This window comes from Tenacibaculum agarivorans, assembly GCF_001936575.1.
Classification (GTDB): domain Bacteria; phylum Bacteroidota; class Bacteroidia; order Flavobacteriales; family Flavobacteriaceae; genus Polaribacter; species Polaribacter agarivorans.
Genome location: NZ_MSMP01000032.1, coordinates 1 through 24,174, shown reverse-complemented (window position 1 = coordinate 24,174; position 24,174 = coordinate 1). Strand labels below are relative to the sequence as shown.

Genomic DNA, 24,174 nt, shown 5'->3' with positions numbered 1-24,174 from the left:
AAAATTCAGGCGTTATGACAATATTATCCCCAAAGAGAGGTAGATTATTAATCGCTGAACCTTCAATTTTGAATGATGATTCTTTTAAAAGAAGCATTGTATTGATAACTGAGCATTCAAATTCCAGTTCTGTTGGATTTATATTAAATAGACCTTTAAATTATGTTCTAGAAGATTTGATACCTGATATTGAGTGTAATTTCACGATATATCAAGGAGGTCCAGTTGAGCAAGAAAACTTATACTTTATACATCGTATCCCCGAACTTCTAGAAGGTAGCATAGAAGTTGCTCAAGGTATTTATTGGGGTGGTAATTTTGAATCACTCAAACAACTGTTGAAAGAAAATATTATTGACCCTAATGATATTCGTTTTTTCTTAGGTTATTCTGGTTGGGGCTCTAAACAATTAGAAGAAGAGTTAGAAACACAATCGTGGTTTGTTTCTGAAAATGAATTTGAAAATATTTTCGAGGAAGATGAAGAAGCCATATGGAAAAATAAACTCTTAGAAAAAGGTGGAGAATATAAAATATGGGCAAATGCTCCTGCTGATATTAAAATGAATTGATTGATTCTTTCAATATTTATAAAATTTATTCTCATAAGTAATACATATTTTACCCAAATTCGAGTTATCCTTGTCTTGTTATTTATACATTCTTATATTAGCGGAAAATATTACTTATGTTAAATAAAAAGTTTCTACCAATTCTTATTCTTTTATCTATTTTTTCTTGTGATACTCCTAAAGCAAAACACAACAGTCTTTTAGATGTAGAGGAAATTCCTGAGTGTAAAATTATGATTATACTTGGAGATGATAGAAGTGGCTCTTCTGAAAGCATTCAAAAGTTAAACAAAGAAGATTATAAAACTATTGTTGATGTAATTAATCAAAATGGAAGTGGTTATTTCACCTCAACTATTATTGGTAATCCCGCTCCTAATTCTAAAGAAATATTTAGACTTAAGGTAAGTGCATTAAAGCCTTATAAAAACATATTAACTTCTGAACATCCAACCTTATCTGAACAAGCAAAACAGAAAAAACATAACGATAAGGTAAAGGCTAAAAATGAAAAAATTAAAAAGAAAAATGAGTCTAAACTCAACAGTTTTCTTTCTAAAACCGTTCAAAACTCTATTGTAAACTACAAGCCATATAAAGGAAAAGATATTACAAATATAGATTTAGCTTTTGGACACATCAATAAACTATTAAAAGAACCTAATGTAGATGATTATGACAAAATAATGGTTGTATTGTTTACAGATGGTGTAAATGAACCTAGAAGATCTGGAAAGATTGAAAAAATTAAAACAACATTAGCTTTACCTGATAATGCTGAACTCTTTTTAATTGGCTGGAAAGACACTTCTATTTTTGAAGGATTAGAACTAAATGAGTTTGAAGGTAAAGAAGGGTTCTTTAGTTACATAGAAGATTTTGAATGTTTATAAAAAATTAATGTTATGATTATAAATTGGGACAAACCATCTACAGATGAATCAGAAGATCTTTTTAAAATTTCTGATGAGTTAGCGTCTAGAGCTAATACTGCTTCTAAACGTGCACGAGATACATTTGAAGCCTTAAAACCTAATGAGGAAAAATTAGGAAAATGGGATCAAATAATGTCTAATGCTTATGTAGTTCCTTTTACTATAGCTTTTGTAGTAATCTGTATTTTAGAATATTATTTCAGTAGAGAAATATATAGAGATATTTTACCTCAAGCTCCATGGGTTATTGGCGTTGGTATCATTTTTATATCAATAGTTATTGCTGAACTTATGGTTGGTATGTTAAGTTCACATACTCGAAATAAACGCTTTTTTGAAGAAAAGAAAGTTCCATCTAATTCTGCCAAACCTGAGTCTGATATTAGAAAAGGAATACTTAGAGACGTTAAAATTCAATTTTTTATAGGTTCTATTTTATTTTCTGCCATTGGAGTAGCTATATTTTATTTCTCTAAAGAACGTGTAGCAAGAGAGATTTCAGCTGGAATAAGAGAATCTGCTTTTGGTATTCAAGATGTTTTACCTGTTTTGTTTTATGTGTTAGAAGTATTAGCTGGACTTTTTGTTTTCTATTTATTTAAAAGATCTGTTTTAGCTTATAAAAACTATAGAAGTAGAAAAAAATATAGTAAAGAAGTATTAAATGCTAGATCTAACACCAGCGAGTCATGTAAATATTTTGATGATGCTGAAAAGAAAGGGTACAATACTTTTTTAGATGATGTTAGTAATAATGTTCATTTAGGGTTTTATAGGAATAAACACCAGAACACAAATGAACAACATTTAAATTATGTAAATGAACCTGAAAAAGAAGTTCAATTTTTTAAAGCTTCTTTCAAAGACTCAAATGGAACTGCAATTCAAGTTACTGTAGACGCGTTAACAGAGTATAAATTTAGAGAAAGTAAAACTAGTAATACTGAGGGCATTTTAGATATGAATTTTAACTCATATCCTGAAGATCAAATAAAACAGTTTAGAGTCACTTATTTTGACTCTAACAAAAACAAAGTAATAGAGGAAATTTCTGGTAACTATTCTTTAAACAATGAAAGTCCTTATGAGATTATTTTAAAGTAGTGTATTACTTTACTATTGATTTAATCAGAAAGCCATTTTTTAAATTTACCTAGTTTTTCTATAGCAACAGTTACTTGTTGCTCTTCCGCGGGTGGTTTTAAGTGAAGTATAATTCTGGATTTTGACGAATAATACATCTTTTCTATTGAAGAGATATGGATAAGGTACCTTCTATTAATACGATAAAACTGTGAAGGGTTTATTAGTGTTTCTAGTTTTTTCAATGTTTCATCTATGGGTAATTTTTTATTGTTTTTCAACTTTATGAATGTCAATTTATCTTCAGAAAAAAAATAAGCTATTTCTTCAACAGTAACAGTCAATAAACTATTATTTTGTTTAATTAAAAAACGTTTTTTGTAGTTTGCTTCAATAGTAAGAAGGTTTTTATAATTTGGGATATGTATTTCATTTAATGATTTCATTTTTTGTAAACTTCGTTCTAAGTCTTTTTTTGCAATCGGCTTCAACAAATAATCAATACTATTGAGTTCAAATGCTTTAATAGCATATTCGGAATACGCTGTAGTAAAAATGATTTTCGATTTTATATCTGTAACTACATTAAAAATTTCAAATGAATTATCATCTGACAAATTAATATCTAAAAAAATTAGATCTGGTTTGTGTTCCTTCAAATATGCTATTGACTCTTTTACAGACGATAGAATACGAGCAATATGAATCTCAGCATCCAATTCCTGAATCATTTTCTGCAACTTAATTGCTGCAATATCTTCGTCTTCTATAATAATTGAATGCATCATAAATTAGGTGTTAGTAAAGGAATTTTAGCAATATATTTTTCTTTTGTAATGCTAAATGTTGGAGTTTCATTATGTATAAGTTTATATTGATTTTTTAAATTTTTCAACCCTATACCATGTGATTCTTCTTTATTCACACTTGTTGTCCTAGGTTGATAGTTATTGTCTACTATTACATAATCATTTGTTGTAGTTATTGTTATATATAAAGGTGATTTTTTTTCTACAATATTATGTTTTATTGCATTTTCTACTAGCAATTCTAATGTCATAGGCGGCAATAAATAACTATACTTTTGAGTGTCTATTTTATAATCAATAAATATACTTTCTTTAAAGCGTATAGTTTGTAAACTCATATATGATTTGATTAACGCTAATTCTTTTTCTAGAGACACAACCAATTCTTCACTATGATTTAAATTATACCTATACACATTAGACAACTCTAATAAAAATTGATCTGCTTTGTTAGTATCTATATTAATTAATGCGGACAAACTATTAAAACTATTGAATAAAAAATGTGGATTAAGTTGATTTTTCAAAGACAGATACTTGGCTCTAGTCCGTTCATTTTCTATTTTACTAAGTTTAATTTCAATTTCTCTTCTTTGAGATTCCTTATCTAGGAAAATTTCAATCATATATACAATTAAAACAAGGCTAAAAATAATTGTAAAAATTACCCAGAAGAATAAAGAAAAAACACCTACGTCAGCTCCGTCCAAACCAAAAAAATAACCCAATACCGAAGTGATTATAGTAAACACAAAAGTTTGAGCACATATAAACACAAAATAAAAGATCCATGGTATTATAATTCCTTTATTTTCTATATATCTCTTAACTTTTGAATTTTGAATTGTTAAAACACGTATATAATAAATACCTGTCATTAACACCATTGTATATAAAATAACTGCTGGTACAAATTCTAATGATTCTAGAATATTTTCATCTTCTAAATCATTTAAAAACTCAATTAAACCTAAAAACAGACTAATTGCTAAATACAGTAAGAGTCGATTTTTGTTCATTTTGATTTTTATAATTGAGAATTTTTCTATTAAAACTTTATAAACCTTAATTTATATATCATCTTTTTAAAAAGAATACTATTTATTCTTCTGTTACAATTAAAGTACCTTCTGCAACATCTGCTGCATAGAAAAAGCCTAAAGCTCTTTTACTAGGTACAGTAGTGTTAATCATATTGCTTCTTATAGTAGCTGGTGGCGGATTTCCACTAAATGCACTACCTGAGCTTCCTGTTTGTGTAAACAATTCAAAAAGGTAATCGAAATATTCCTTAGAAATACCTAATTGTTGTCCTGTTCCCTTTTCCCCTACTTTAAAACTTATTTCATCATTTACATTAATATTTATTCGTTGTTGACCATCGAAAAATTCATCAGAAGTAATTAAATTAAATCTATTTCCTGGGTCTGGTAAAATTAACGGTTCATCATTCTTAAAAATTCTATTATAATAATAATTAACAATACCTGGTGGATCTGTACTGTCATATCTTAAAAAATATCCTTCAGGAGAAAAGCTTGTTTCTTCTTCAAACTTAACATAAAAATCTTCAAATTGCGGAACTTCATTTAATGTATCAATACCTATATATGTATCCCCTTCCCAAATAATTGTTATCGTATATGTGAATCCTAACTGTAATGTGATATCTGAATTACTATACACTCCTTCTCCTTGATGGTTGAAATCCCAGATATTTGCCCCATCAGTAATAGATACAGTCGCATTTATAACAACTGGATTAGGAATGTCAGATAAAAAATTATTAGTTGTTGTTAGTTTTATACTTTGTGTTGTTAAAGGGCTAATACTATTTCTTTCTAACCCGCCTTCTATAATTAATTTTGATGGCCCAGTAACTAAAGTTATTTCATTTGTTACATCAGTTTCACAAGAAATAAAGATGATGATTAAACTTAAATAGGTTATTATATTTCGTGATAATTTCATTGGATTGTTTTTTAAAATTTATATTCATAGGTAATAGAAGGTACAATACCTAAAAAAGAAAACTTACTTGCTTCTGATTGACCTGTACTTACATCTATATCATTTACAGTCTCAATTTTTTCTCGGAAATATATAGTAGCCGCATTTTCTCTATTATACAAGTTAGCTATACTAAAGATCCACTTTCCTCTTTTTCCTTTTTTAGGATTTAAGGTAGCAGAGATATCTAATTTATGGAAAGCAGGTAGTCTATTTCCATTTCTATTATCATAATCAGCTACTACCAATCCATTCTGCATAAATTTACCTGTAGGATAAGTAATTGGTTTACCCGATCCAAAAACAAAATTAGCACCAAACTCCCATCTTTGGTTTAATTTATACATACCAACTAAACTCAATTCATGTAATTGATCACTATTTGATGGATAGTATTTATTATTGTTAATTCCTAAAATTTTACGTTCAGTTCTTGCCAATGTATATCCTAGCCAACCTGTTAATCTTCCTTTATTTTTATTCAACAGAAACTCTAAACCATAAGCTCTACCATTACCTTGCACAACTTGAGTTTCTATATTATCCTCAAAAATTAAATCGGCCCCATCAACAAAGTCAGTTACATCTTTTAAGTCTTTATAATATGTTTCAATACTAAAGTCATATGCATTATTCTGTACACTTTTAAAATATCCAATTGCATATTGATCTGATGACTGAGGTTTTAAGTAGGTTCCACTTGGAGCCCAAATATCTAACGGAGTTGCTGAAGCAGCGTTTGATATTAAATGCAAATATTGATAATTTTTATTGTAACTAGCTTTAATAGAGTTGTTATCATTCCATAAATAACGAAATGCTATTCGTGGTTCAAAATTAGAAAAGCTTTTAATAAGATCTCCCGAAGCATAGTTGGTTGTTCCTACGACATTATTTTCATCAAAGAGATCTAAACTGGTATTATATGAAAGTGGACTCCCAGTTTCATATAGAGTTATAGATTCTTTACCAATACGTTTGAAGTTTGACCATCTCAATCCATATTGCAAACTTAAATTATCTGATAGTCTATTCTTAATATCAATATAAGGAGCTAATTCTAAAGCAAATTTATCTTGAAATTTTTGAGATGAGATAGAAGAATTATTAAGTGGTTTAATTTCTCCTGGATTAAATTTATAATACGTAGCATCTATTCCTGTCTTTATAACATTTCCTAAACTCATATACCAATTCAATCTTGGTTTAAAATTGTAGTTGATAATATCTGAGGTCCATCGATATTCTGAACCTGAAGTTAGAATATCAATTTCATAATCGTACTTACTATATATGGCAGAGGTTTGAAGGAATAGTTTTTCATTTATTTCGCTAGTCCATCTTAATGTAGCGGAAGTATTTCCATAACTATTTCCTACCACATTTTTAATTCCAAAATTATCTCTACCTAAGTAGCTAGATAAGAAGAGTCTATTCTTAGAATTTAAATTATAATTCACTTTCATATTCAGATCATAAAAAGAGATGTCAGTGTCTTTTAACTCCTCTGATAATGGAGCAAATAAATGAAGATAAGAAGTTCGTCCTGCCAAAATATAACTTCCTTTTCCTTCATCCTTTTCTCCTTTACTAATAGGACCTTGAATAAGACCACGACTAGAAATAACACCAATTCCTAGTTCTGCTCCAAACCCCTTTAAGTTTCCTTCACGTTGTTTAATATCTAATACTGAAGATAGTCTTCCTCCAAACAACGAAGGTATAGCTCCTTTATACAATTTTACATCCTTAATCACATCTGCATTAAATACAGAAAACAAGCCTAATAAATGAGACGCATTGTAAATGGTAGCTTCATCTAATAAAATTAAATTTTGGTCTGCCGTACCTCCTCTCACATTAAATCCAGTAGAAGATTCCGTAACATTAGATACTCCTGGTAATAACTGTATCGATTTTAGTACATCTACTTCTCCTAATCCCGTGGGTAATTTTTTAATGGTAGCCGTCTTAAGTGTAGCTACACTCATTTCAGTAGATTTAATATTCTTAGTAGATTCTGAGGAGTTAACTACTACTTCTTCTAGTTTCGTAGAATCTTCTTCTAATTCAAAATTGATTTTCTTGTCTTTATCTAAAATGATTGTTTTTTTAATTGTTGTAAAACCGACATAAGTAATTAGCAACGTATAGGTTCCTTCTTTTAGAGTTATCGAATAAAAACCGTAATCATTAGTTGTAGTTCCTTTAGAAGAATTTAATATTATATTTACTCCCCATAAGTTTTCTCCGGAAGTTTTATCTTTTACATAACCACTTAAGGTATACTTTTCTTGTGCATAAATTGTCAAACTAAATACACTTAACAAAACACTTAAATATCGTTTCATTTATTGTTTATTTTTAAGTTGTTTGATAAAAGTATACTATGCTTATATCTCTATTAGATTAAAAAAGATAGAACTGGATTTTTTCCGATAAAACTGTAGAAATCGACTCTAAATAAAAAGAAAATACTGTACACAAATTAATAAGTCATTAACGACGACTTATTAGTTTATGAGATACTATTATTTAGTATATAAGTATACATGTTTATACCTATTTTAAACATTAAGCATATTGAGATGTATTTGTTTTTGATAATTTTCATTTAAAACTAGAATAAAAACTATTAATGGAGGTCTTGGTTATAAACGTCTATCAATGTGAAAATGGAACTGATTTTGTTATTCTTAGTTGCATACGAATCCTTAGTCCTTGCTAAAATATAATAAAGTGACTTCCGTCACTTTTTTTATCCTTATCATTCTTTTAATTTTAGAATTCGTATCCTAAATATTTTTCAATAACAATAAAATAAATACTATTCATCCTATAAAAAGGGCATAACATCTAAAATAAAGCAGGGTAACCTTAATTAATTCATACCTTTTTACTATAATAAAGTATTAAGTCATGAAGTATATCCCCAAAAAAATATTTTTCATTACAAATTACGGTAGTGAACTTGAAGTAAAATTACCTATAGTAAGATTTGATGTTAACGTTAATAGAATTGTCGATAAAAAATCCTTCTTAGATAAAGAAGAAATCAATTTCTATTTAAACTAGCTCGTTGCTGATACTAATAAAAGACTCTTTTGTATTTTTTCTGATATTTCAGTAGTAAACACTTTCTTTCTGTATTTGGTAACAGGCTGCACTCCAACTATAGCATTAGTTATAAATACCTCATCTGCTTTTTGAATTTCAAAAGGTGAAATTGAAGTTTCTTCTATAGTGTATTCTGGGTGTTTATCTAGAAGTTCTATAATTTTTTTTCTAATAATACCTTTTATACATCCTTCTGATAAACTCGGAGTTTTAACTGTATTTCCTTTTACTATAAAAATATTTCCATTAGTCACTTCTGAAACTCCTTTTCGTTCATTTAACAGAATACAATTATCTAAATCATTTTCATCAGCAAAAACGGCTGCAATTGTATTTAACATCCTATTAGTCGTTTTTACTGTAGATAATAATCCTGAATAGTTATAGAAGTCTTTATATAAATCAAGTATATACTCTTTTTTAACTGATGCAGTTACTGGTTTAACATCTATAATATAATCAACGGCATTTGTTTTTGGTGTATATAAACCGCCATCCTTTCTAAAAACGGTGAGTCTAGCTCTTAAGTTTGATTCCGAATAATTAGAAGCTACTTTTTTAATTTCATTTTCTAAAAACTCTAAAGTAAACTCCATAGGAATTTTCATTCGCAACATTCGCATAGAAGCCATTAACCTAAAATAGTGGTCTTCCCAGAATACAACTTTACCATTTAAAACTCTTATGGTTTCAAAAATCCCGTCTCCATATTTAAAAGCTCTGTTCTCTGTCGTTAATTGTACTTCTGAAGCCTCTAGTAGATTACCGTTGTAATTGATCATTATTATATATTATGAAAGAACGAAATTAGTAAATTCTACAATGATTATAGATAAAAAAAATCGGCTAATGCCGATTCATATTAAAATTAAGCACCTATTAAATGCCTTAACTCATCAATTTGATTTTCCCAGAGCATTTTAGCTTCTTCTACGCCATCTTCATCATCCGCATAATCAGTTACAATAAGAGAAACGTCTTTTGTTAAAGGATCTACTTGAACTCTAAATTCGAAATAACTTTCATCACCTTCACTCTCGGTCCATTTATACTTAATCCGCTCATCTGCCTTTTTAGTAACTATTGTTGCCTCTTCTTCACTATCATCCCAAAAGAAAGTGATGATTTTACCTCTAGAATTCACTTTATCAGCAAACCACTCTTCTAATCCTGAAGGTGTTGCAAAATATTGATATAATAAAGCGGGAGATGCATGTACAGGTATCTCTAATTCGAATTTAACTTTACTCATTTACATTTAAGTTTGGGATACAATATATATAAATATTCTTTTTAAAAAAAATAGATTTCTTTTCTTGTTAAATATGAAAATTGCATTATATTTGCGTCCGCAATTGGCGAGGTAGCTCAGGTGGTTAGAGCGCAGGATTCATAACCCTGAGGTCGGGGGTTCAAGTCCCCCCTTCGCTACAGAGGGTAAATAAGCTTCTCAAGTCCAATTGGCTATACGGTTTAAGTGTACTTAAACCGTATTTTTTTTGTAGTAACATTATCTTCATTTAAAATCTAAATCAACTATCTCAACAATAACTTTTATAATTGATCTAAAAAAAGTCATTATGAAAAATAGAATAATACTAATATTTTGTAATAGTCTATTTATTGATGAAAAGATTACCTTATAACTCTATAAATTATACTACTACAATTGATATATTTTTTACTATCATATTTATCATTATCAGTATTTTGAAAAAACACCTTCCTTTCTTTTCCTTAATAAAAAGAAACAAAAATCAAGACTTATGATAAAAAATTAAGAAATACTACGGCATCTACAACCACAGATGAAAAGAATTGTTCATTATCTTATATTTTTAAATTAATGAATTCACGAATCTTTCGATTTCGCTATTGCTCAAACAGCTTTTCATCTTTTTCCCTACGCTGCTGCCTAGATTTTCAAACTTTTTATCAATAGGTCGCAAATTTATATAGGTTAATGTTATGAAAACTGTTTCTCAAATTTTTTGAAGAACTCATAATGACAATTACCAACGATTTCCAAACTTGTGACCGATTATTTCTTACCAATCACTAAAACGTTGTGACTTGATTCTGTTTGAGAATCATTCACGGCAATATTTAATTATGAATTTTCAATTACGGACAATAAAATCTTACTAAAGTTTTAGGGTAGCCTATTTATGAATACACAACTCTACAATAGTTAATAATTGAAACATCCAAATTTTTGAATTGATTCAATTTTAATAAAACTCCACAAATTTAAGGAGTCATAATTTCCATAATATACAGGATTGACAACATTGACTTATATATTGACATTTGTAATCAAATATTTAAATAATAATACTTATGAAAACTATCATTACAATTGAATTCGACAATCAGAAAGCAAGTATTGAACAAATGCTGCTAAGTACACATCCAAATGAAAAAGAAAATCCAAAACCAGATGAAGGTGATAACACTGTGAATCCAGGTAAACAGGAAGATGACGAAGGAGATATAAAACCTTATAAATAAACTTTGTAATCTCAATAATCTGGAAAAGGCTTTACATATCTTTAAAATTTAAGAAAAGTAAAAGCCTTTTTATATTTGTGCTTACCCCGGAAAAACCAAATCATGAAACACATACTCTTTTTATCATGTTTTTTTCTCCTTTTGTTAGGAACCGCTCAACAGCAAGTTGATAGTTTACAACAAATACTTCCCAACCAAAAAGGACAAGAAAAAGTACAAACACTAAATGAACTGTCTTGGTTACTAAGAAAAAAGAAAGATTCATCTGGGATTATATATGCTTTGAAAGCCTTGGAACTAAGCAAACGGCAGAACTACTATTTAGGAATTTCAGACGCCTACAATCGTTTGGGAGGAATTGCCAAACAGCAAGGTTATGTTATACAAGCAAAAGAATATTATGAAAAAGCCTTACAAATTGATGGTACACAAAAATATACATATGGAATAGCTAGAGCTAACAATCAATTGGGTCGTATTTTTAAATTACAAGGAAAGAAATTAGAAGCAATAACACATTACACGAATAGTTTAGATGCATTTATTGAACTGAAAAAATACAGGCAAGCTACTATTGTAGCTACTAATATTGGAGCTTTATATACAACATACAATGCACATAAAGAAGCGTTAACCTATTATTTAAAAGCTTTAGATTTCAGTAAAAACAGCAATAATTCTATACAAGTTGCTGATACTTATAAAAACTTAGGCTTTACTCAAAAAAAGCTTAAAAATTATACAGAAGCACTAGCCTATTTTCAAGAAGCAGCAACCATTTATCATCAAAAGAATGCCTTAGAAAAGGTTGCTAATATGGAAATTGCTATTGCAGCTACTTATGATCACCTTAATAAAAACCAAGAAGCCCTACAACAGTATTACAAAACATTGCATCTTATCAATACGTATAGTACAGGAGACAAAGGTGCTTTATACCATAACTTGGCCACACTTTATAAAAAATTAGATAAAAAAGATTCTGCTTTTCACTATTACAAATCTAGCATACAAGAATTTATAAGTACAAAAGATAAAAACAAGTTACTTGTTTCATATAATAATGTTGGTAATTTATTGTTCGATGAGGGCAAGTATAAAAAAGCATTAGATTACCTGGGCAAAAGCTTAGCTTTACAACACAATACTAAAGATTCTTCTATGCTAGCATATACATATAGTTCTATGTCTAAAGTGTATCAGCAACTTCGTAATTATCAAAAAGCCTACGCATATAAAGACTCTAGCTCTCAAATTGAAAAAGATGAGTTTGTAAAAATCAAAAAAGCAGATCGTTATGAAGTTGCTTATATTAATGAGAAAAAGAAATTAGCAGCTGCCATTAGTGAACAAAAAATTACAGCAACCCAAACAGAAAAAAAGAATATAACTATAATAGCACTACTAATTACTGTTGCACTGCTCGCTATTTTATTTTTTTACATGATTAAAGCTAGAAAACAAAAAGAAAAACAACTACGTATTACACTGGAAAAAGAGAAACAAACCCAACAAATTCAAGAACTGATAAAAACAAAAGAACTTAATGCCATACATGCTATGATTAACGGACAAGAAAAAGAACGAAAACGCATCGCTAAAGAACTGCATGATAATTTGGGAAGTAAACTCTCGTTAGTAAAAATATTTTATCAATCCGTTACCCATAATTTAGAAGAAAGCGCACAAGTTTCCTATGAAAAAGCTCACCAATTATTAGATGAAGCTTGCAAAACAGTACGTGAAATTTCGCATGATATGTTATCGGGTACCTTATCTAAATTTGGATTAATGCCAGCTTTGCAAGAACTAAAACAAACCTTAGAAAGCGTATATTTAGAACAAGATCATAAAAAAATTAGTATTCAATTGACTTCCTATAAATTAGATTTTCGTTTAGAGAATACTATTGAAATACAAATTTATAGAGTAATTCAAGAGCTTTTAAATAATATTATAAAACATGCGCAAGCCACAGAAGTTGTTATTCAACTCCTAAAATTAGAAAATGGGTTAAATATTATTGTTGAAGATAACGGAATTGGTTTTGATACTGAAAAACAACATACAGGTATTGGACTAAAAAACATATCTTCTAGAGTACAACATATGAAAGGTGAATGCAAAATAGATTCAGGAAAAGGAAACGGTACCACGGTTACCATAGATATACCTATTAAAGCTACAGAAACTTATGAAAGCTAAAACTCCCATACATATTATTATTGCTGATGACCATACGTTATTTATTCATGGTTTACGCTCCTTATTAGATGGACATTCTCATATTAAAATCATTGGAGAAGCCAATAACGGATTAGAAGTACTTCAATTATTACAAAGTACGGAAGATCGTGTAGATATTATAGTATTAGATATTGACATGCCTAAAATGAACGGCATCGCAACATTAAAAGCTATGAAAGACTTAGGCTTACCCATAAAAACACTAATGCTAACTATGCATGATGAAGGCAGCTTTATTAAACAATTGATACGAGCTGGTGCTAACGGATACATGTTAAAAGACCAAAGTGCCGAAGAATTTGTAAACGCTTTAGAAACGGTAATGCATGAAGGAAAATATTTAAAAGGCGAAGTGCTCGATAAGTATATAAAAGCCAATGAAACACCAGAACCCGAACCTTTACATTTAACCAAAAGAGAAGTAGAAGTATTACAATTAATAGCTAATGATCATACTTCTGGAGAAATTGCACTTCAACTCAATATAGAAGTAAGTACGGTACAAACCTATCGTAGAAATTTAATTGAAAAAATAGGGGTAAAAAGCTCACATGGATTGGTAAAGTTTGCTGTTGAAAAGAAGTACGTATAGGATTAAAAAAGTAGCCTTTTTACAGCCAAACACTAACAAAAAGCTTATTTTTTTATCCTAGACAAAACATAAGTCAATGATTTTAAACAAAATAAAACTAAAAACTAAGATTTACGTTGTGACTTGATTCAATTTGAGGTGCATTCACAACCAATCACTTGAGCAGCATTCATTCCAAAAGGTTGTGACTTGATTCAATTTGAAGAGCATTCACAACAAATCATTGTATGTAGTATAAATCTTTTTCGTTGTGACTTGGTTCCATTTGAATAGCATTCACAACTAACTATTCGATAGTAACCATTACCAACAGGTTGTGACTTGATTCCATTTGAAGAGCATTCACAACTCACCATCTGAAGGTGGTGCGGGTTGTCCTGTTGTGACTTGATTCCATTTGAAGAGCATTCACAACTCTTTGTGTATCCCTGTTAACTTAAATACTGTTGTAACTTGGTTTAATTTGAACAACATTCACAACAATTGTTATTTCCTTTAATTTATCTACTAAGTTGTGACTTGATTCCATTTGAGGAGCATTCACAACACTTGATATAATAGATTGTATGCGTACTCGGTTGTGACTTGATTCAATTTGAAGAACATTCACAACATTTACTATTTAACGAGGATTTTTCTCGTTGTTGTGACTTGGTTCCATTTGAATAGCATTCACAACTTCTTATCGTCGTTGGATTTCTTCCAAGTGGTTGTGATTTGATTCCTTTTGAACACCATTCACAACTGTAGGCTCTTTTTGTTTAAAGGTTTACCTGTTGTGACTTGGTTTAATTTTAACAGCATTCACAACTGAAACACTCTGAAGTACATACTCTTAATCGTTGTGACTTGATTCAATTTGAGGAGCATTCATAGCAATTTTCAATTACGAATTATTAAAAATCACGTCTCTGCGAAAAACGAAATGATAATGAAGTTTTGCGGCAGTCTACTTGTCGATAAACAGATTACTTCACAGCTTCATAAATTACGCTATTCGTAATGACCTTAATGAATAAACCAAAACTGGCAACTGATTACTGAACACTAAAATGTTGTGACTTGATTCGATTTGAGGAGCATTCACAACTTCTTTAATAAAAATCGGAATTCAGGATTGGTTGTGATTTGATTCGATTTGAACAGCATTCACAACCTTTGTTTCTTAAATAATTCATTTTCTTTTGCTATGACTAGCATCATTTTGAAATGCTTTCACAGTGGATGCGAGCTTTGGAGTTTTTCTTATATCGTTATTACTAATACCAATTTGAAATATATTTATAACAAACCTCACAGGTCTTTAAAACCTGTGAGGTTTTATTTTAGCATTAAAAATTCAATTCACCACTCTCCAATCTCCTCAAATTTGAGGAGCTACTCTCCTCCTCAATATTGGGCTGTTTTTGCATCCTTTAATCTCTCAATTTTGTAGGTATAATTTTTAAAATCAAAAAGATGAGAAGAGCATTACTCGTGGGTATTAACGATTACCCAAGGAATCCATTAAGAGGTTGTATTAACGATGCAAACCGTATGCAGGAAGTATTTGCTACACATGAAAATGGCAATCCCAATTTTTCTTGCAAACTACTAACTTCAGATAACATTGAGGTTACTGGTGGTTACTTAAGAAAAAGCATTGAAGAATTATTTAACCATAGAGATAATGACACTACCCTACTCTATTTTTCTGGGCACGGAGCCACTACCAAGGCGGGTACTTATTTGGTAAGTCAAGATGGAAAGCCTGACGATTATGGTGTGAGTTTAATGGAAATTGTTGCCTTAGCTAACAACTCTGAAGCTAAGGAAGTGATTATTATTTTAGATTGTTGTCATGCGGGAGGTAATAATATTGATTTAGGAGAACGAAAAGTAGTACTACGCGAAGGTGTTTCTATTTTAGCCGCTTCAACAGGCAAACAATATTCTTACGAAAAAAATGGTAGTGGTGTTTTTACCAGTATTATTTACGATGCTATGCTAGGCAGCGCTGCTGACTTAAGGGGGAAAATTAACTTATCTAGCTTGTATTATTTTGCCGATACGCAACTGGATGCTTGGCAACAACGTCCTGTGTTTAAATCGCATGTATCTCAAATGATTTCCTTGCGAGATTGTAAGCCTAAAGTTCCTTCAGACGTTTTACGAAAATTACCTAACTATTTCAATAACACCAAAACGGGTTTACAATTATCCATCAATTATCTACCCTCAGAAAATGGTAATTCTGAATTGCAAAACATGATGGAAGATTTGCATCTATACCATATTAATGGATTGATACAATTGCCAGAATCTAAAACGTTAGAAACAGCTGCTCAAAAAAATGAAGCTTGCACTTTAACCCCATTAGGGAATTACTACAAAAAATTAGCCCTTTCAAAAAAAATATAACCTCAAAAAAATTAAATATGAGTCCGACTGATAAACACAATTTAACTAACGAAATTTTTCTATGTCTAGAAAGCACGCATTCAGAAGAAGAATTAAAACAAATATTTAAAAAATACAACATTGATTTAGATCTTTCTAAATCATATACCATAGATCAACTTAAACAAATAGTGCGAGATAGTAAAGATGAAACCGCACTAAATATAGCCATAGATCTTGGTCTATCTGTTACTATATATACTCAAAAAAACAGTACAAAAAAGCAACATAAAGTAACGTATTTAAAAAAAGTTTTTGTGAGCCATGCACCAGAAGATGCTGAAATAGCTTCTGACTTCATTCAAATACTAGAAGGTATCGGCGTGGCCCATGAACATATTTTTTGTTCTTCTTTAGAAGGTTACGGTACTCCTTTAGGCAATAATTTTGAAGAAGAGATTAAAAAACGATTATCTGATGATGTATTGGTACTCTTTTTAATTTCAAATAACTTTTACAATTCTACAGATTGTCTTTTACAGATGGGAGCCGCTTGGGGGTTAACTAAAGAACAAATTTCTATTGCTATCCCTCCTTTTGATTTAAAAGAAATCAAAGGTGTTTTTCAAAAATTCCAAAGCATACACATCGATCAAGAAAAGCAATTAAACTTACTAAAAGAAACGCTAGAATCTAAGTTGAACATTGAACCTAAAGGGTATTTAAAGTGGGAATACAAACGAGATTTGACCTTAAAAAGTATCCGCGAACATTTAACTAAAAATAATGAACATTAGACTTTTGTTGTAACTCATCACAATTTGAAAGGTACTTACAACTAGTAGATATAAATTGGTTCCATGTTGGTTGTAACTCATCACGGTTTAAAAGGTATTTACAGCTTGTACAATTATCAATAATCACTCATCAATGATCAATAAATTTAAACTGATAACTGATTTTTGTTTACTGATCACTGAAACGTTGTAACTCATCACAATTCGAAAGGCATTTACAACTCTAAACTTGAACTGAACCTTTTCAAATTGGTTGTAACTCATCACAGTTTGAAAGGTACTTACAACTACCCTGATTTGTTAAATTTCTTTCCCTTAGTTGTAACTCATCACAGTTTGAAAGGTACTTGCAACCTAGGTTTGTTAGATTGTTGTCCCATTTGTGTTGTAACTCATCACAGTTTGAAAGGTACTTGCAACTTGTTTGTTACTCTCTCGTTGTACGAAGTTGTTGTAACTCATCACAGTTTGAATTGTACTTACAATTATAATACCTCATTAACATTAGAGCTTCAGATTGTAACTCATCATAGTTTGAAAGATACTTACAACTATTTCAAGTCTAAGAAGTCATGTGAAGGCGTTGTAACTCATCTCAATTTGAAAGGTATTTACAACAAAAAAATACGTCTTAACGAATGAAGAATTTCGATTGAGGCAATCTCTAATTCGAAAAACAGATTGCTTCATTACACGCTGTTTCATTCGCAATGACAAACAAAATTCTATATATGAAAACAAATTATTTCACATATTACCAACCTTGGGCGGTGGTTCTAGTGGTTGGTAGCACATTGCTCGGTATTATTTGGGCACAACAATTCAATTGGTCTTATCCTATTATTGGAATAGGACTATTGGGTATTGTTTTAAAAATCATAGACCAATGGTTATGGAAATATCCACCTTTTTCGTGGCTTTTCACCATTAAAGACTTTTCGGGCACCTATACTGGTACGCAAGAGTGTTTTATTATTGAAAAGGAAGAAAATTGCAAAACCAATAAAATCTATATCGATGTTACTATGGTTATTGTACAAACGGGTAGTACCATAACTGTAAACGCCTTTTATAAACGACACAATAAAAAATCTTCTAATTCTCACAGCAATCTTTGTATGATTACCAGAACAGAAGATAAACAACACTTCAAAATTCTGTATCAATATACAAACGAAGGAAATGAAGAACTAGATACGCATTTTGGTACTTGCATTATAAAGGTAAAAGACAACAATGGCAATTACCTTTTAGAGGGTACTTACTACACCAACAGAAAACCTTATCCTACTAAAGGGAACTTTCAAAACCTTACGAGAACCTCTACAAAAACAACACACCCATTTTAAACACCAAATACTTATGGCAACATTACATAAAGAATATAATAAGTTTTATACTATTATAAAACTGACTCAAAATCGTAAAGATGATTTATTGGGGAGTAGAAAATCACTTCGTAAAAAAATAGAAGATTGGTTTGCACAACATAAACCTGACAGACTACAACCTACTTTTAAAGGACAAGGTTCTTTTGAAATGGATACTACTGTGAATCCTATTGTAGTTGAAGATCAAGACGGAAAAAAACTTCGTAAATACGATTTAGATGACGGTGTATATTTCAATGAAAAAGATAGAGAAGACAATAAAGAACACATCTCAACTTGGCACAATTGGGTATATGAAGCGGTAAAAGATCATACAGAAACAGATCCAATCCGAAAAAATACCTGCGTTCGTGTAATTTTTGCAGATGGACATCATATTGATTTACCCATTCATTACAAAAAAGGAACTACTCCTGAATTGGCACATCGTTCAGAAGGTTGGAAAGAAAGTGATCCTCCTGAGTTTACGCAATGGTTTTTGAAAAAGTCTAATCCGCAAATAAAACGTTTGGTACGATATATTAAGGCTTGGAAAGATTTTAGACATGACAAAAACAGTCATTTGAAACTTCCTTCTGGTTTCGCATTAACTATTTTGATCGTAAACAACTATGTAAAGGACAATAATGATGATACTGCTTTTAGAGAAACTGTTAGAAAAATGTTAGACACACTTACAGTTCCTGATAGTTTTGCCTGTATACGACCTACTACGCCCAAAGGAGAAGACGTTTTTGCTGATTATTCTCCTACTAGAAAAAAAGATTTTCTAACTACTTTACAAAGTTTAGTTACTGATTGCGATCGTGCAAAAGAGGAAAGTAACTTTAAAAAAGCTTCTGAGTATTTACGAAACAATCAGTTTGGTGATCGTTTTCCTAAAGGTTCTAACACTGATGAAAAGACTCAGAAAAAAGCAATGGCTAGTACGTTAAACTCTAGTTACATAAAACCTAAACCTTATGCTAATTAGTACTCAAATTGCAAAGGTATTGGAGCTGTATCCTCAACTTTCTTTTACTGAAACCACACAACTATTTACAGGTACATTAGAAGTTTTTCCTAATGATTTTTATACTATAAGCATAGACATTAGTCCTTGGAATTCTAATTTTCCAAGGGTATTAGAAACAGGAGAACGAATTCCTAGACACATTGATAGACACGTGTACGATGACTCTGGATATTGTTGTTTTACTACTCCTAGATTAGAAGAAATCTATCTGAAAACCAAAGTAAAAACCTTGGTTCAGTTTATAAAACACATCTTAATTCCGTATTTACAAAACAATTCTTATTACGAGCTACACAAAACGTACAGTAATGGAGAATTTGCACATACGCATAGTACCCTACAAAGCTATCAAACCTTGTTAGGTATTTCAGATCCTAGTAAGATTATAAAAATCCTCTATCAATATATGAAAGGAAATACACTACGCCATAGTGATCCTTGTTATTGTGGTAGTGGACGCACCTTACGAAAATGTACTAAAGGTACCCATCAACTAGGATACGATAAACTCCAATACATTGCGCTACCTCATCTGGAAAATGACTTATCCATTTTATGGGGAGATTATAAAGAACATCATAAATTAAATAACAATCCTTAAAAAATTGTGCATCATGAAGCATACTACAAAAAGACTAAAGTCAAACCAAAGACGCTCAGTCCCTACCCTACATAAAAACGGAGAGTTAGCTGTATTTTACAACCTAGCTTATAACCGTACCAGTAATTTTATTAGAACCATACAACGAAAAGATAAGGCGAATGAATTTACAGAAATTCGACAGATTTTCTTTCCCAAACATTTTGAAACGGGAAAACAAAAAGAAAACATAGATTGGGATGATTTAAACTATAAGATGAATGGAATTACGGATAGAACCTACTCCGAACTCAAAGTATTCTTTTGGAATACTCCTAAAGGAAACAACATTCGTTTTATAACTCCTGAAGAAATTAAAGAAATCAATCATATCCTACTCTTACTACTCCGTTTACGTGATTATCATTCGCATTATTGGCATGAAGAAACTGCAATTTCTCCATCTAAAACAGCCAGAGTTGTATTAGATCGCACCTATAAAATTGCGCTAGCAAGTTATCAACCTAAAATTAATTTTGCTTTAGATGTATTGCATTATGATACGTGTTGGAATCCTAAAAAACCAGAGAGGTTAAGTACTTTAGGTATTGATTTCTTTTTGAGTTTCTTTTTAACTCGAGGACAAATGGAATTGTATATGAAATCACGTCAATACCTAAATCGTGGTGGGTATAACAAACCACCAACTCAACAAGGAAAAATTGGCAATAAAGAAAGTTATTTATATGATGCTCGAGGACATCTAAAAAAACGTAAAGATGGTAGCTTACGTTCTTCTGAGGATATTATTGATTTAGAAAAAAGTAAGTTCATTGCTTCGTTTTATGCCCAACGCGATGCTTCTGAAAGTGCAGGATATTGGTTAGGCAAACATTCTCTTTTTGAAGTCGATGCTTTACAATATCATTTATTACAACTACGAAATTATCTAGGTACACTTCCTCTGTATCTACATCACCAACTTTCTGAAGAAACAGCAGTACAAACTGTGTGCAGAATTCACCGTAAACCAACTACGTTATTAGCAACTTCTATTGCCTATTTAACCGAAGATTTTCCAAGTATTGCCTGGAGAGTACACACGGACGATGTTATTCAGAAAAAAGTTTCACATGCGACAGAAGGTACTGAGGATAAGACCGAAGAAGAAATTCAGAAAATTCCAGCAATGTATTATACGCAAAAAGCTACATATACCGATCGACTGGGTATCACGAAAGTAACAGCTGATCGTTTGCAGCACGATACGGAAACGGTTACAAAAACTGAAGTACAGGTGCATCAAGAATTGTATGAAAAAGGCGATCGTATTATGATCCGTATAGAAGTCGCTCCTAACAAATTTATGCACATCAGTATCGGATATCAGAATTTGAAACATTGGGGAGCCTTAATAGGCATGAGTAAAACTGACGAAACCATTGCAACTCTGCAACACTTTGCTTCTGATTTTATGCAATGGTTACAGTATTTAAGCAAACCCTCTAAAAAACCATTTTTTATAAATAGTTCTTACCTAAAACACTTTAATGGTGAAAAAAATGCTGATGGTAGCTGTAAATACAGTTCTTTATTACCTAAAATTTTATTGCAATTGCAAAATGAAAACTTATCGAATACCCAGGCAATGGAAGAATTACGTATGCGTATACAACAAAAGTTACAACGGATTACAAATCCAGAAAATAAAGGACATTTTGCAGCTTTAGTTGCTATGTATAACACTTCTGCATATGCATCAGGATATTTTGAGAAAAAAGAACAAGAAAAACTCTTAAAAAAATTAAATCGCATCAACAATTTGATCAAAGCAAAAGAAGCTACGGAACTAGACTTTGCTCAAAAAAGCATATTGGAACGAGAATGGAAAGGAAAAACAAATACCTCTATTCGTCATGAAAAAATGCAATTGATCTATAAAGCTATCGAATGGATTTTAGGAAAGCAAGGTCGATTTATTTCTGCGGCAGCTAAAAAACAATTTGCTAAATATTGTTATTTGTTAGACGATCAGCGATGGAAAGAAGTAAACAAAACCTTAATTGCTGACTGGTTGAATGTAGCATGTACTGCAAAGCTAAACCCTAAAAAACACGAGAACGATTTTTTTGAAAATTACCAATCTAAAGTACTAAACATTTTAGAGGAAGCACATTCTTTTGATGCTTGTTTTAAGCGTATAACACAATTGGCTATAGATAAATATAAAGCTGAATTAGAAAAGCTATCTACATACGATAGATACGAAAACTTGATTGGCTTGGCTAGAAGATTACACATTGCTAATCCATCTAACGAAATACAAAGCAATAACAACAAAGACAATCAGCATGCAGATAGAAAATCAGAAATTTTAGCTCCTTTTTTAAAAAAAGAGAAGGATACCGTACATGGCTATATCCATTTACCTCACGATTTCTTTTTAATTACTCCCGAAACTAAAGGCTACTTAAAAAATGCTTTTAAGGACATGCCTGATACTACAAATATTTTAAATAAACTAAAAGCTCAATGGCAAAAGCTCTCTGAACATACAAACTACCAAAACTATTTTGCCGATTTTAAAACACTAAACACTAAAATTAAAACTGCTAGAAATGAGCAAAACACTAGGATTGTCCAGCATTTAAAAGAACAGCGTAAACAAGTAAAACAACTCTATGAAAGTTTATATACTGATACAGTATTAACTTTATTACAAGGACGTTTGTTACAAAATGATGCACGACTGCCTATGGGATGGAAAGAACATCATTTACAAAGCATTCGTAGTAATGCAAAAACCATAGAAAAGATCATTGATGGTATTACGATTAGCTTTCCCGTAAAGCAATTGAAAAGTCATGATTTTTATAATATGAATCGTATTGAGGCCATTGTAAAACGTTTGAAACAAGAAAATCCTGATAGAGATAAGTACGAATACAAAGACATTAAAACAGCTTTGCAATTGCATTGGAAAGAAAGCATTGCCTTTGTATCACAGTTATTAACTTTTGAAAAAGACAATAAAAAAACATACATAGATAAAAAAGACGATTCCTTAGCTCGGATGGGGTATATTTCTTTTAAGGAATATGAAACAAACTTAGGAAAGGACTTTACCGCAATTGAAGATGTACGTAACAAGGCTTTACATGCCGATATACTACCTTCAGAATTATCATATACAGAGCTCACTAACAAGCTTCTAGGATTAAAAAAACAGTACAAAAAGCGGTCATACTCCTATCAAAAACCTCATTTTTACAATCCTAAATAAAAAATAAAAACCTAATAAACAACAATTTAAACATCAAAAACAGGCTTTACGTTGTGACTTGGTTCCATTTGAACACCATTTACAACACAGTATGTGGCTGACTTCGAAGACAATGGGTTGTGACTTGGTTCCATTTGAATACCATTTACAACACTTGATATAATAAATTGTAATCGTACTCAGTTGTGACTTGGTTCCATTTGAGGAGTATTCACAACTTTTTTAAAAATAGGATAAATAGAAAACTGTTATGACTTGGTTTAATTTGAGGAGCATTCACAGCTATCCCCAATTTTTGAAGCAGGAAGCGTAAGTTGTGACTTGGTTCCATTTGAACAGCATTCACAACTTACATCTTTACTTAAACTCTCCCAAATATGTTGTGACTTGATGCAATTTGAGGAGTATTCACAATGAATTCCGACGCTATAAGTAAAACTCGTTAGTTGTGATTTGATACAATTTGAAGAGCATTCACAACTTTTACAATTATCAATAATCATTTATCAATGATCAATTATATTAAGCTGGTAACTGATTAGTGATCACTGTTAACTGAAAGGTTGTGACTTGATTCCATCTGAAGAGCATTTACAACCTTAAAATACAACTATAAAATACAGGTAAAGTTGTGACTTGATTCCATTTGAACAGCATTCACAACTTCCACCCTGGTTCTTTTAATCATTGTTATGTTGTGGCTTGTCTCCATTTGAAGGACATTCACAGTATTTTTAAATATTGTTTGTACTATTTACCTGTTGTGGCTTAGTTTAATTTGAACAGCATTCACAACACTCGATCTAATTGCATGTCCACGTTTTGAGTTGTGACTTGATTCCATTTGAAGAGC

Annotated in this window: 18 protein-coding genes and 1 tRNA gene; 13 read left to right on the top strand and 6 right to left on the bottom strand. The window is 30.8% G+C overall.

The genetic code is table 11. The annotated features are described in order from the left end of the window. Positions 1–14: 14 nt before the first annotated feature. From BVC87_RS18570 to BVC87_RS18560, 3 genes are all read left to right on the top strand, one after another. The gene (locus BVC87_RS18570; RefSeq protein WP_075343909.1) at positions 15–572 is read left to right on the top strand and encodes a YqgE/AlgH family protein; all 558 of its coding nucleotides are present in this window, start codon (positions 15–17) and stop codon (positions 570–572) included. 116 nt (positions 573–688) lie between these two features. Further along, a complete protein-coding gene (locus tag BVC87_RS18565; protein ID WP_075343908.1) occupies positions 689–1,465 on the top strand; it encodes a vWA domain-containing protein in 777 nt (258 codons plus the stop codon). A gap of 12 nt (positions 1,466–1,477) precedes the next feature. Beyond that, positions 1,478–2,611, top strand: a complete 1,134-nt coding sequence (locus BVC87_RS18560) for a hypothetical protein (RefSeq protein ID WP_075343907.1) — start codon at positions 1,478–1,480, stop codon at positions 2,609–2,611. Positions 2,612–2,631: 20 nt separating this feature from the next. Here the strand turns inward: BVC87_RS18560 and BVC87_RS18555 are convergent, their stop codons facing one another. The 6 genes from BVC87_RS18555 to BVC87_RS18530 all read right to left on the bottom strand — a co-directional run bounded on the left by BVC87_RS18555 (position 2,632) and on the right by BVC87_RS18530 (position 9,778). After that, positions 2,632–3,378 (bottom strand): LytR/AlgR family response regulator transcription factor, encoded by a 747-nt coding sequence (locus tag BVC87_RS18555; protein ID WP_083629611.1) that lies wholly within the window; start codon positions 3,376–3,378, stop codon positions 2,632–2,634. After that, complete coding sequence (locus tag BVC87_RS18550; RefSeq protein WP_075343906.1) at positions 3,375–4,418, bottom strand: sensor histidine kinase; 1,044 nt, start codon at positions 4,416–4,418, stop codon at positions 3,375–3,377. The genes BVC87_RS18555 and BVC87_RS18550 overlap by 4 nt, the downstream gene beginning before the upstream one ends. 82 nt (positions 4,419–4,500) lie before the next feature. Further along, positions 4,501–5,370, bottom strand: coding sequence for a DUF4249 domain-containing protein (locus BVC87_RS18545; RefSeq protein WP_075343905.1), 870 nt, complete (start codon positions 5,368–5,370; stop codon positions 4,501–4,503). 11 nt (positions 5,371–5,381) lie between these two features. Beyond that, complete coding sequence (locus BVC87_RS18540) at positions 5,382–7,760, bottom strand: TonB-dependent receptor (protein ID WP_075343904.1); 2,379 nt, start codon at positions 7,758–7,760, stop codon at positions 5,382–5,384. A gap of 720 nt (positions 7,761–8,480) precedes the next feature. Beyond that, on the bottom strand, positions 8,481–9,308 hold the full coding sequence (locus BVC87_RS18535) for an aminotransferase class IV (RefSeq protein ID WP_075343903.1): 828 nt from the start codon (positions 9,306–9,308) through the stop codon (positions 8,481–8,483). Positions 9,309–9,394: 86 nt separating this feature from the next. Next, positions 9,395–9,778, bottom strand: a complete 384-nt coding sequence (locus BVC87_RS18530) for an START-like domain-containing protein (RefSeq protein ID WP_075343902.1) — start codon at positions 9,776–9,778, stop codon at positions 9,395–9,397. A 105-nt stretch (positions 9,779–9,883) separates the two neighbouring features. Here BVC87_RS18530 and BVC87_RS18525 point away from each other — a divergent pair. The 10 genes from BVC87_RS18525 to BVC87_RS18485 all read left to right on the top strand — a co-directional run bounded on the left by BVC87_RS18525 (position 9,884) and on the right by BVC87_RS18485 (position 23,321). Then, positions 9,884–9,957: transfer RNA gene (locus tag BVC87_RS18525), tRNA-Met, on the top strand. 909 nt (positions 9,958–10,866) lie between these two features. Continuing rightward, on the top strand, positions 10,867–11,037 hold the full coding sequence (locus BVC87_RS23520) for a hypothetical protein (RefSeq protein WP_159439388.1): 171 nt from the start codon (positions 10,867–10,869) through the stop codon (positions 11,035–11,037). 102 nt (positions 11,038–11,139) lie between these two features. Then, positions 11,140–13,242: a tetratricopeptide repeat-containing sensor histidine kinase gene (locus tag BVC87_RS18520; RefSeq protein ID WP_083629609.1), complete on the top strand. Its 2,103-nt coding sequence runs from the start codon at positions 11,140–11,142 to the stop codon at positions 13,240–13,242. Beyond that, positions 13,232–13,876: a response regulator transcription factor gene (locus BVC87_RS18515; RefSeq protein WP_075343900.1), complete on the top strand. Its 645-nt coding sequence runs from the start codon at positions 13,232–13,234 to the stop codon at positions 13,874–13,876. Before BVC87_RS18520 ends, BVC87_RS18515 begins: the two co-directional genes overlap by 11 nt. 1,458 nt (positions 13,877–15,334) lie before the next feature. Beyond that, positions 15,335–16,276, top strand: a complete 942-nt coding sequence (locus BVC87_RS18510) for a caspase family protein (RefSeq protein WP_075343899.1) — start codon at positions 15,335–15,337, stop codon at positions 16,274–16,276. Positions 16,277–16,293: 17 nt separating this feature from the next. After that, positions 16,294–17,052: a toll/interleukin-1 receptor domain-containing protein gene (locus BVC87_RS18505; protein ID WP_075343898.1), complete on the top strand. Its 759-nt coding sequence runs from the start codon at positions 16,294–16,296 to the stop codon at positions 17,050–17,052. 731 nt (positions 17,053–17,783) lie between these two features. After that, positions 17,784–18,401, top strand: coding sequence for a Cap15 family cyclic dinucleotide receptor domain-containing protein (locus BVC87_RS18500; RefSeq protein ID WP_143569836.1), 618 nt, complete (start codon positions 17,784–17,786; stop codon positions 18,399–18,401). Positions 18,402–18,414: 13 nt separating this feature from the next. Beyond that, positions 18,415–19,416: a cyclic GMP-AMP synthase DncV-like nucleotidyltransferase gene (locus BVC87_RS18495; RefSeq protein WP_075343896.1), complete on the top strand. Its 1,002-nt coding sequence runs from the start codon at positions 18,415–18,417 to the stop codon at positions 19,414–19,416. Then, entirely contained in the window at positions 19,406–20,059 is a 654-nt protein-coding gene (locus tag BVC87_RS18490; protein ID WP_075343895.1) for a hypothetical protein, read from the top strand. The genes BVC87_RS18495 and BVC87_RS18490 overlap by 11 nt, the downstream gene beginning before the upstream one ends. 13 nt (positions 20,060–20,072) lie before the next feature. Beyond that, positions 20,073–23,321, top strand: coding sequence for a hypothetical protein (locus BVC87_RS18485; RefSeq protein WP_075343894.1), 3,249 nt, complete (start codon positions 20,073–20,075; stop codon positions 23,319–23,321). Positions 23,322–24,174 lie beyond the last annotated feature (853 nt).

Bases quoted from the DNA above. Each gene is read 5' to 3' on its own strand.
- BVC87_RS18570 (WP_075343909.1), top strand. From the start codon at position 15: ATGACAATATTATCCCCAAAGAGAGGTAGATTATTAATCGCTGAACCT.
- BVC87_RS18565 (WP_075343908.1), top strand. From the start codon at position 689: ATGTTAAATAAAAAGTTTCTACCAATTCTTATTCTTTTATCTATTTTT.
- BVC87_RS18560 (WP_075343907.1), top strand. From the start codon at position 1,478: ATGATTATAAATTGGGACAAACCATCTACAGATGAATCAGAAGATCTT.
- BVC87_RS18555 (WP_083629611.1), bottom strand. From the start codon at position 3,378: ATGATGCATTCAATTATTATAGAAGACGAAGATATTGCAGCAATTAAG.
- BVC87_RS18550 (WP_075343906.1), bottom strand. From the start codon at position 4,418: ATGAACAAAAATCGACTCTTACTGTATTTAGCAATTAGTCTGTTTTTA.
- BVC87_RS18545 (WP_075343905.1), bottom strand. From the start codon at position 5,370: ATGAAATTATCACGAAATATAATAACCTATTTAAGTTTAATCATCATC.
- BVC87_RS18540 (WP_075343904.1), bottom strand. From the start codon at position 7,760: ATGAAACGATATTTAAGTGTTTTGTTAAGTGTATTTAGTTTGACAATT.
- BVC87_RS18535 (WP_075343903.1), bottom strand. From the start codon at position 9,308: ATGATCAATTACAACGGTAATCTACTAGAGGCTTCAGAAGTACAATTA.
- BVC87_RS18530 (WP_075343902.1), bottom strand. From the start codon at position 9,778: ATGAGTAAAGTTAAATTCGAATTAGAGATACCTGTACATGCATCTCCC.
- BVC87_RS23520 (WP_159439388.1), top strand. From the start codon at position 10,867: ATGAAAACTATCATTACAATTGAATTCGACAATCAGAAAGCAAGTATT.
- BVC87_RS18520 (WP_083629609.1), top strand. From the start codon at position 11,140: ATGAAACACATACTCTTTTTATCATGTTTTTTTCTCCTTTTGTTAGGA.
- BVC87_RS18515 (WP_075343900.1), top strand. From the start codon at position 13,232: ATGAAAGCTAAAACTCCCATACATATTATTATTGCTGATGACCATACG.
- BVC87_RS18510 (WP_075343899.1), top strand. From the start codon at position 15,335: ATGAGAAGAGCATTACTCGTGGGTATTAACGATTACCCAAGGAATCCA.
- BVC87_RS18505 (WP_075343898.1), top strand. From the start codon at position 16,294: ATGAGTCCGACTGATAAACACAATTTAACTAACGAAATTTTTCTATGT.
- BVC87_RS18500 (WP_143569836.1), top strand. From the start codon at position 17,784: ATGAAAACAAATTATTTCACATATTACCAACCTTGGGCGGTGGTTCTA.
- BVC87_RS18495 (WP_075343896.1), top strand. From the start codon at position 18,415: ATGGCAACATTACATAAAGAATATAATAAGTTTTATACTATTATAAAA.
- BVC87_RS18490 (WP_075343895.1), top strand. From the start codon at position 19,406: ATGCTAATTAGTACTCAAATTGCAAAGGTATTGGAGCTGTATCCTCAA.
- BVC87_RS18485 (WP_075343894.1), top strand. From the start codon at position 20,073: ATGAAGCATACTACAAAAAGACTAAAGTCAAACCAAAGACGCTCAGTC.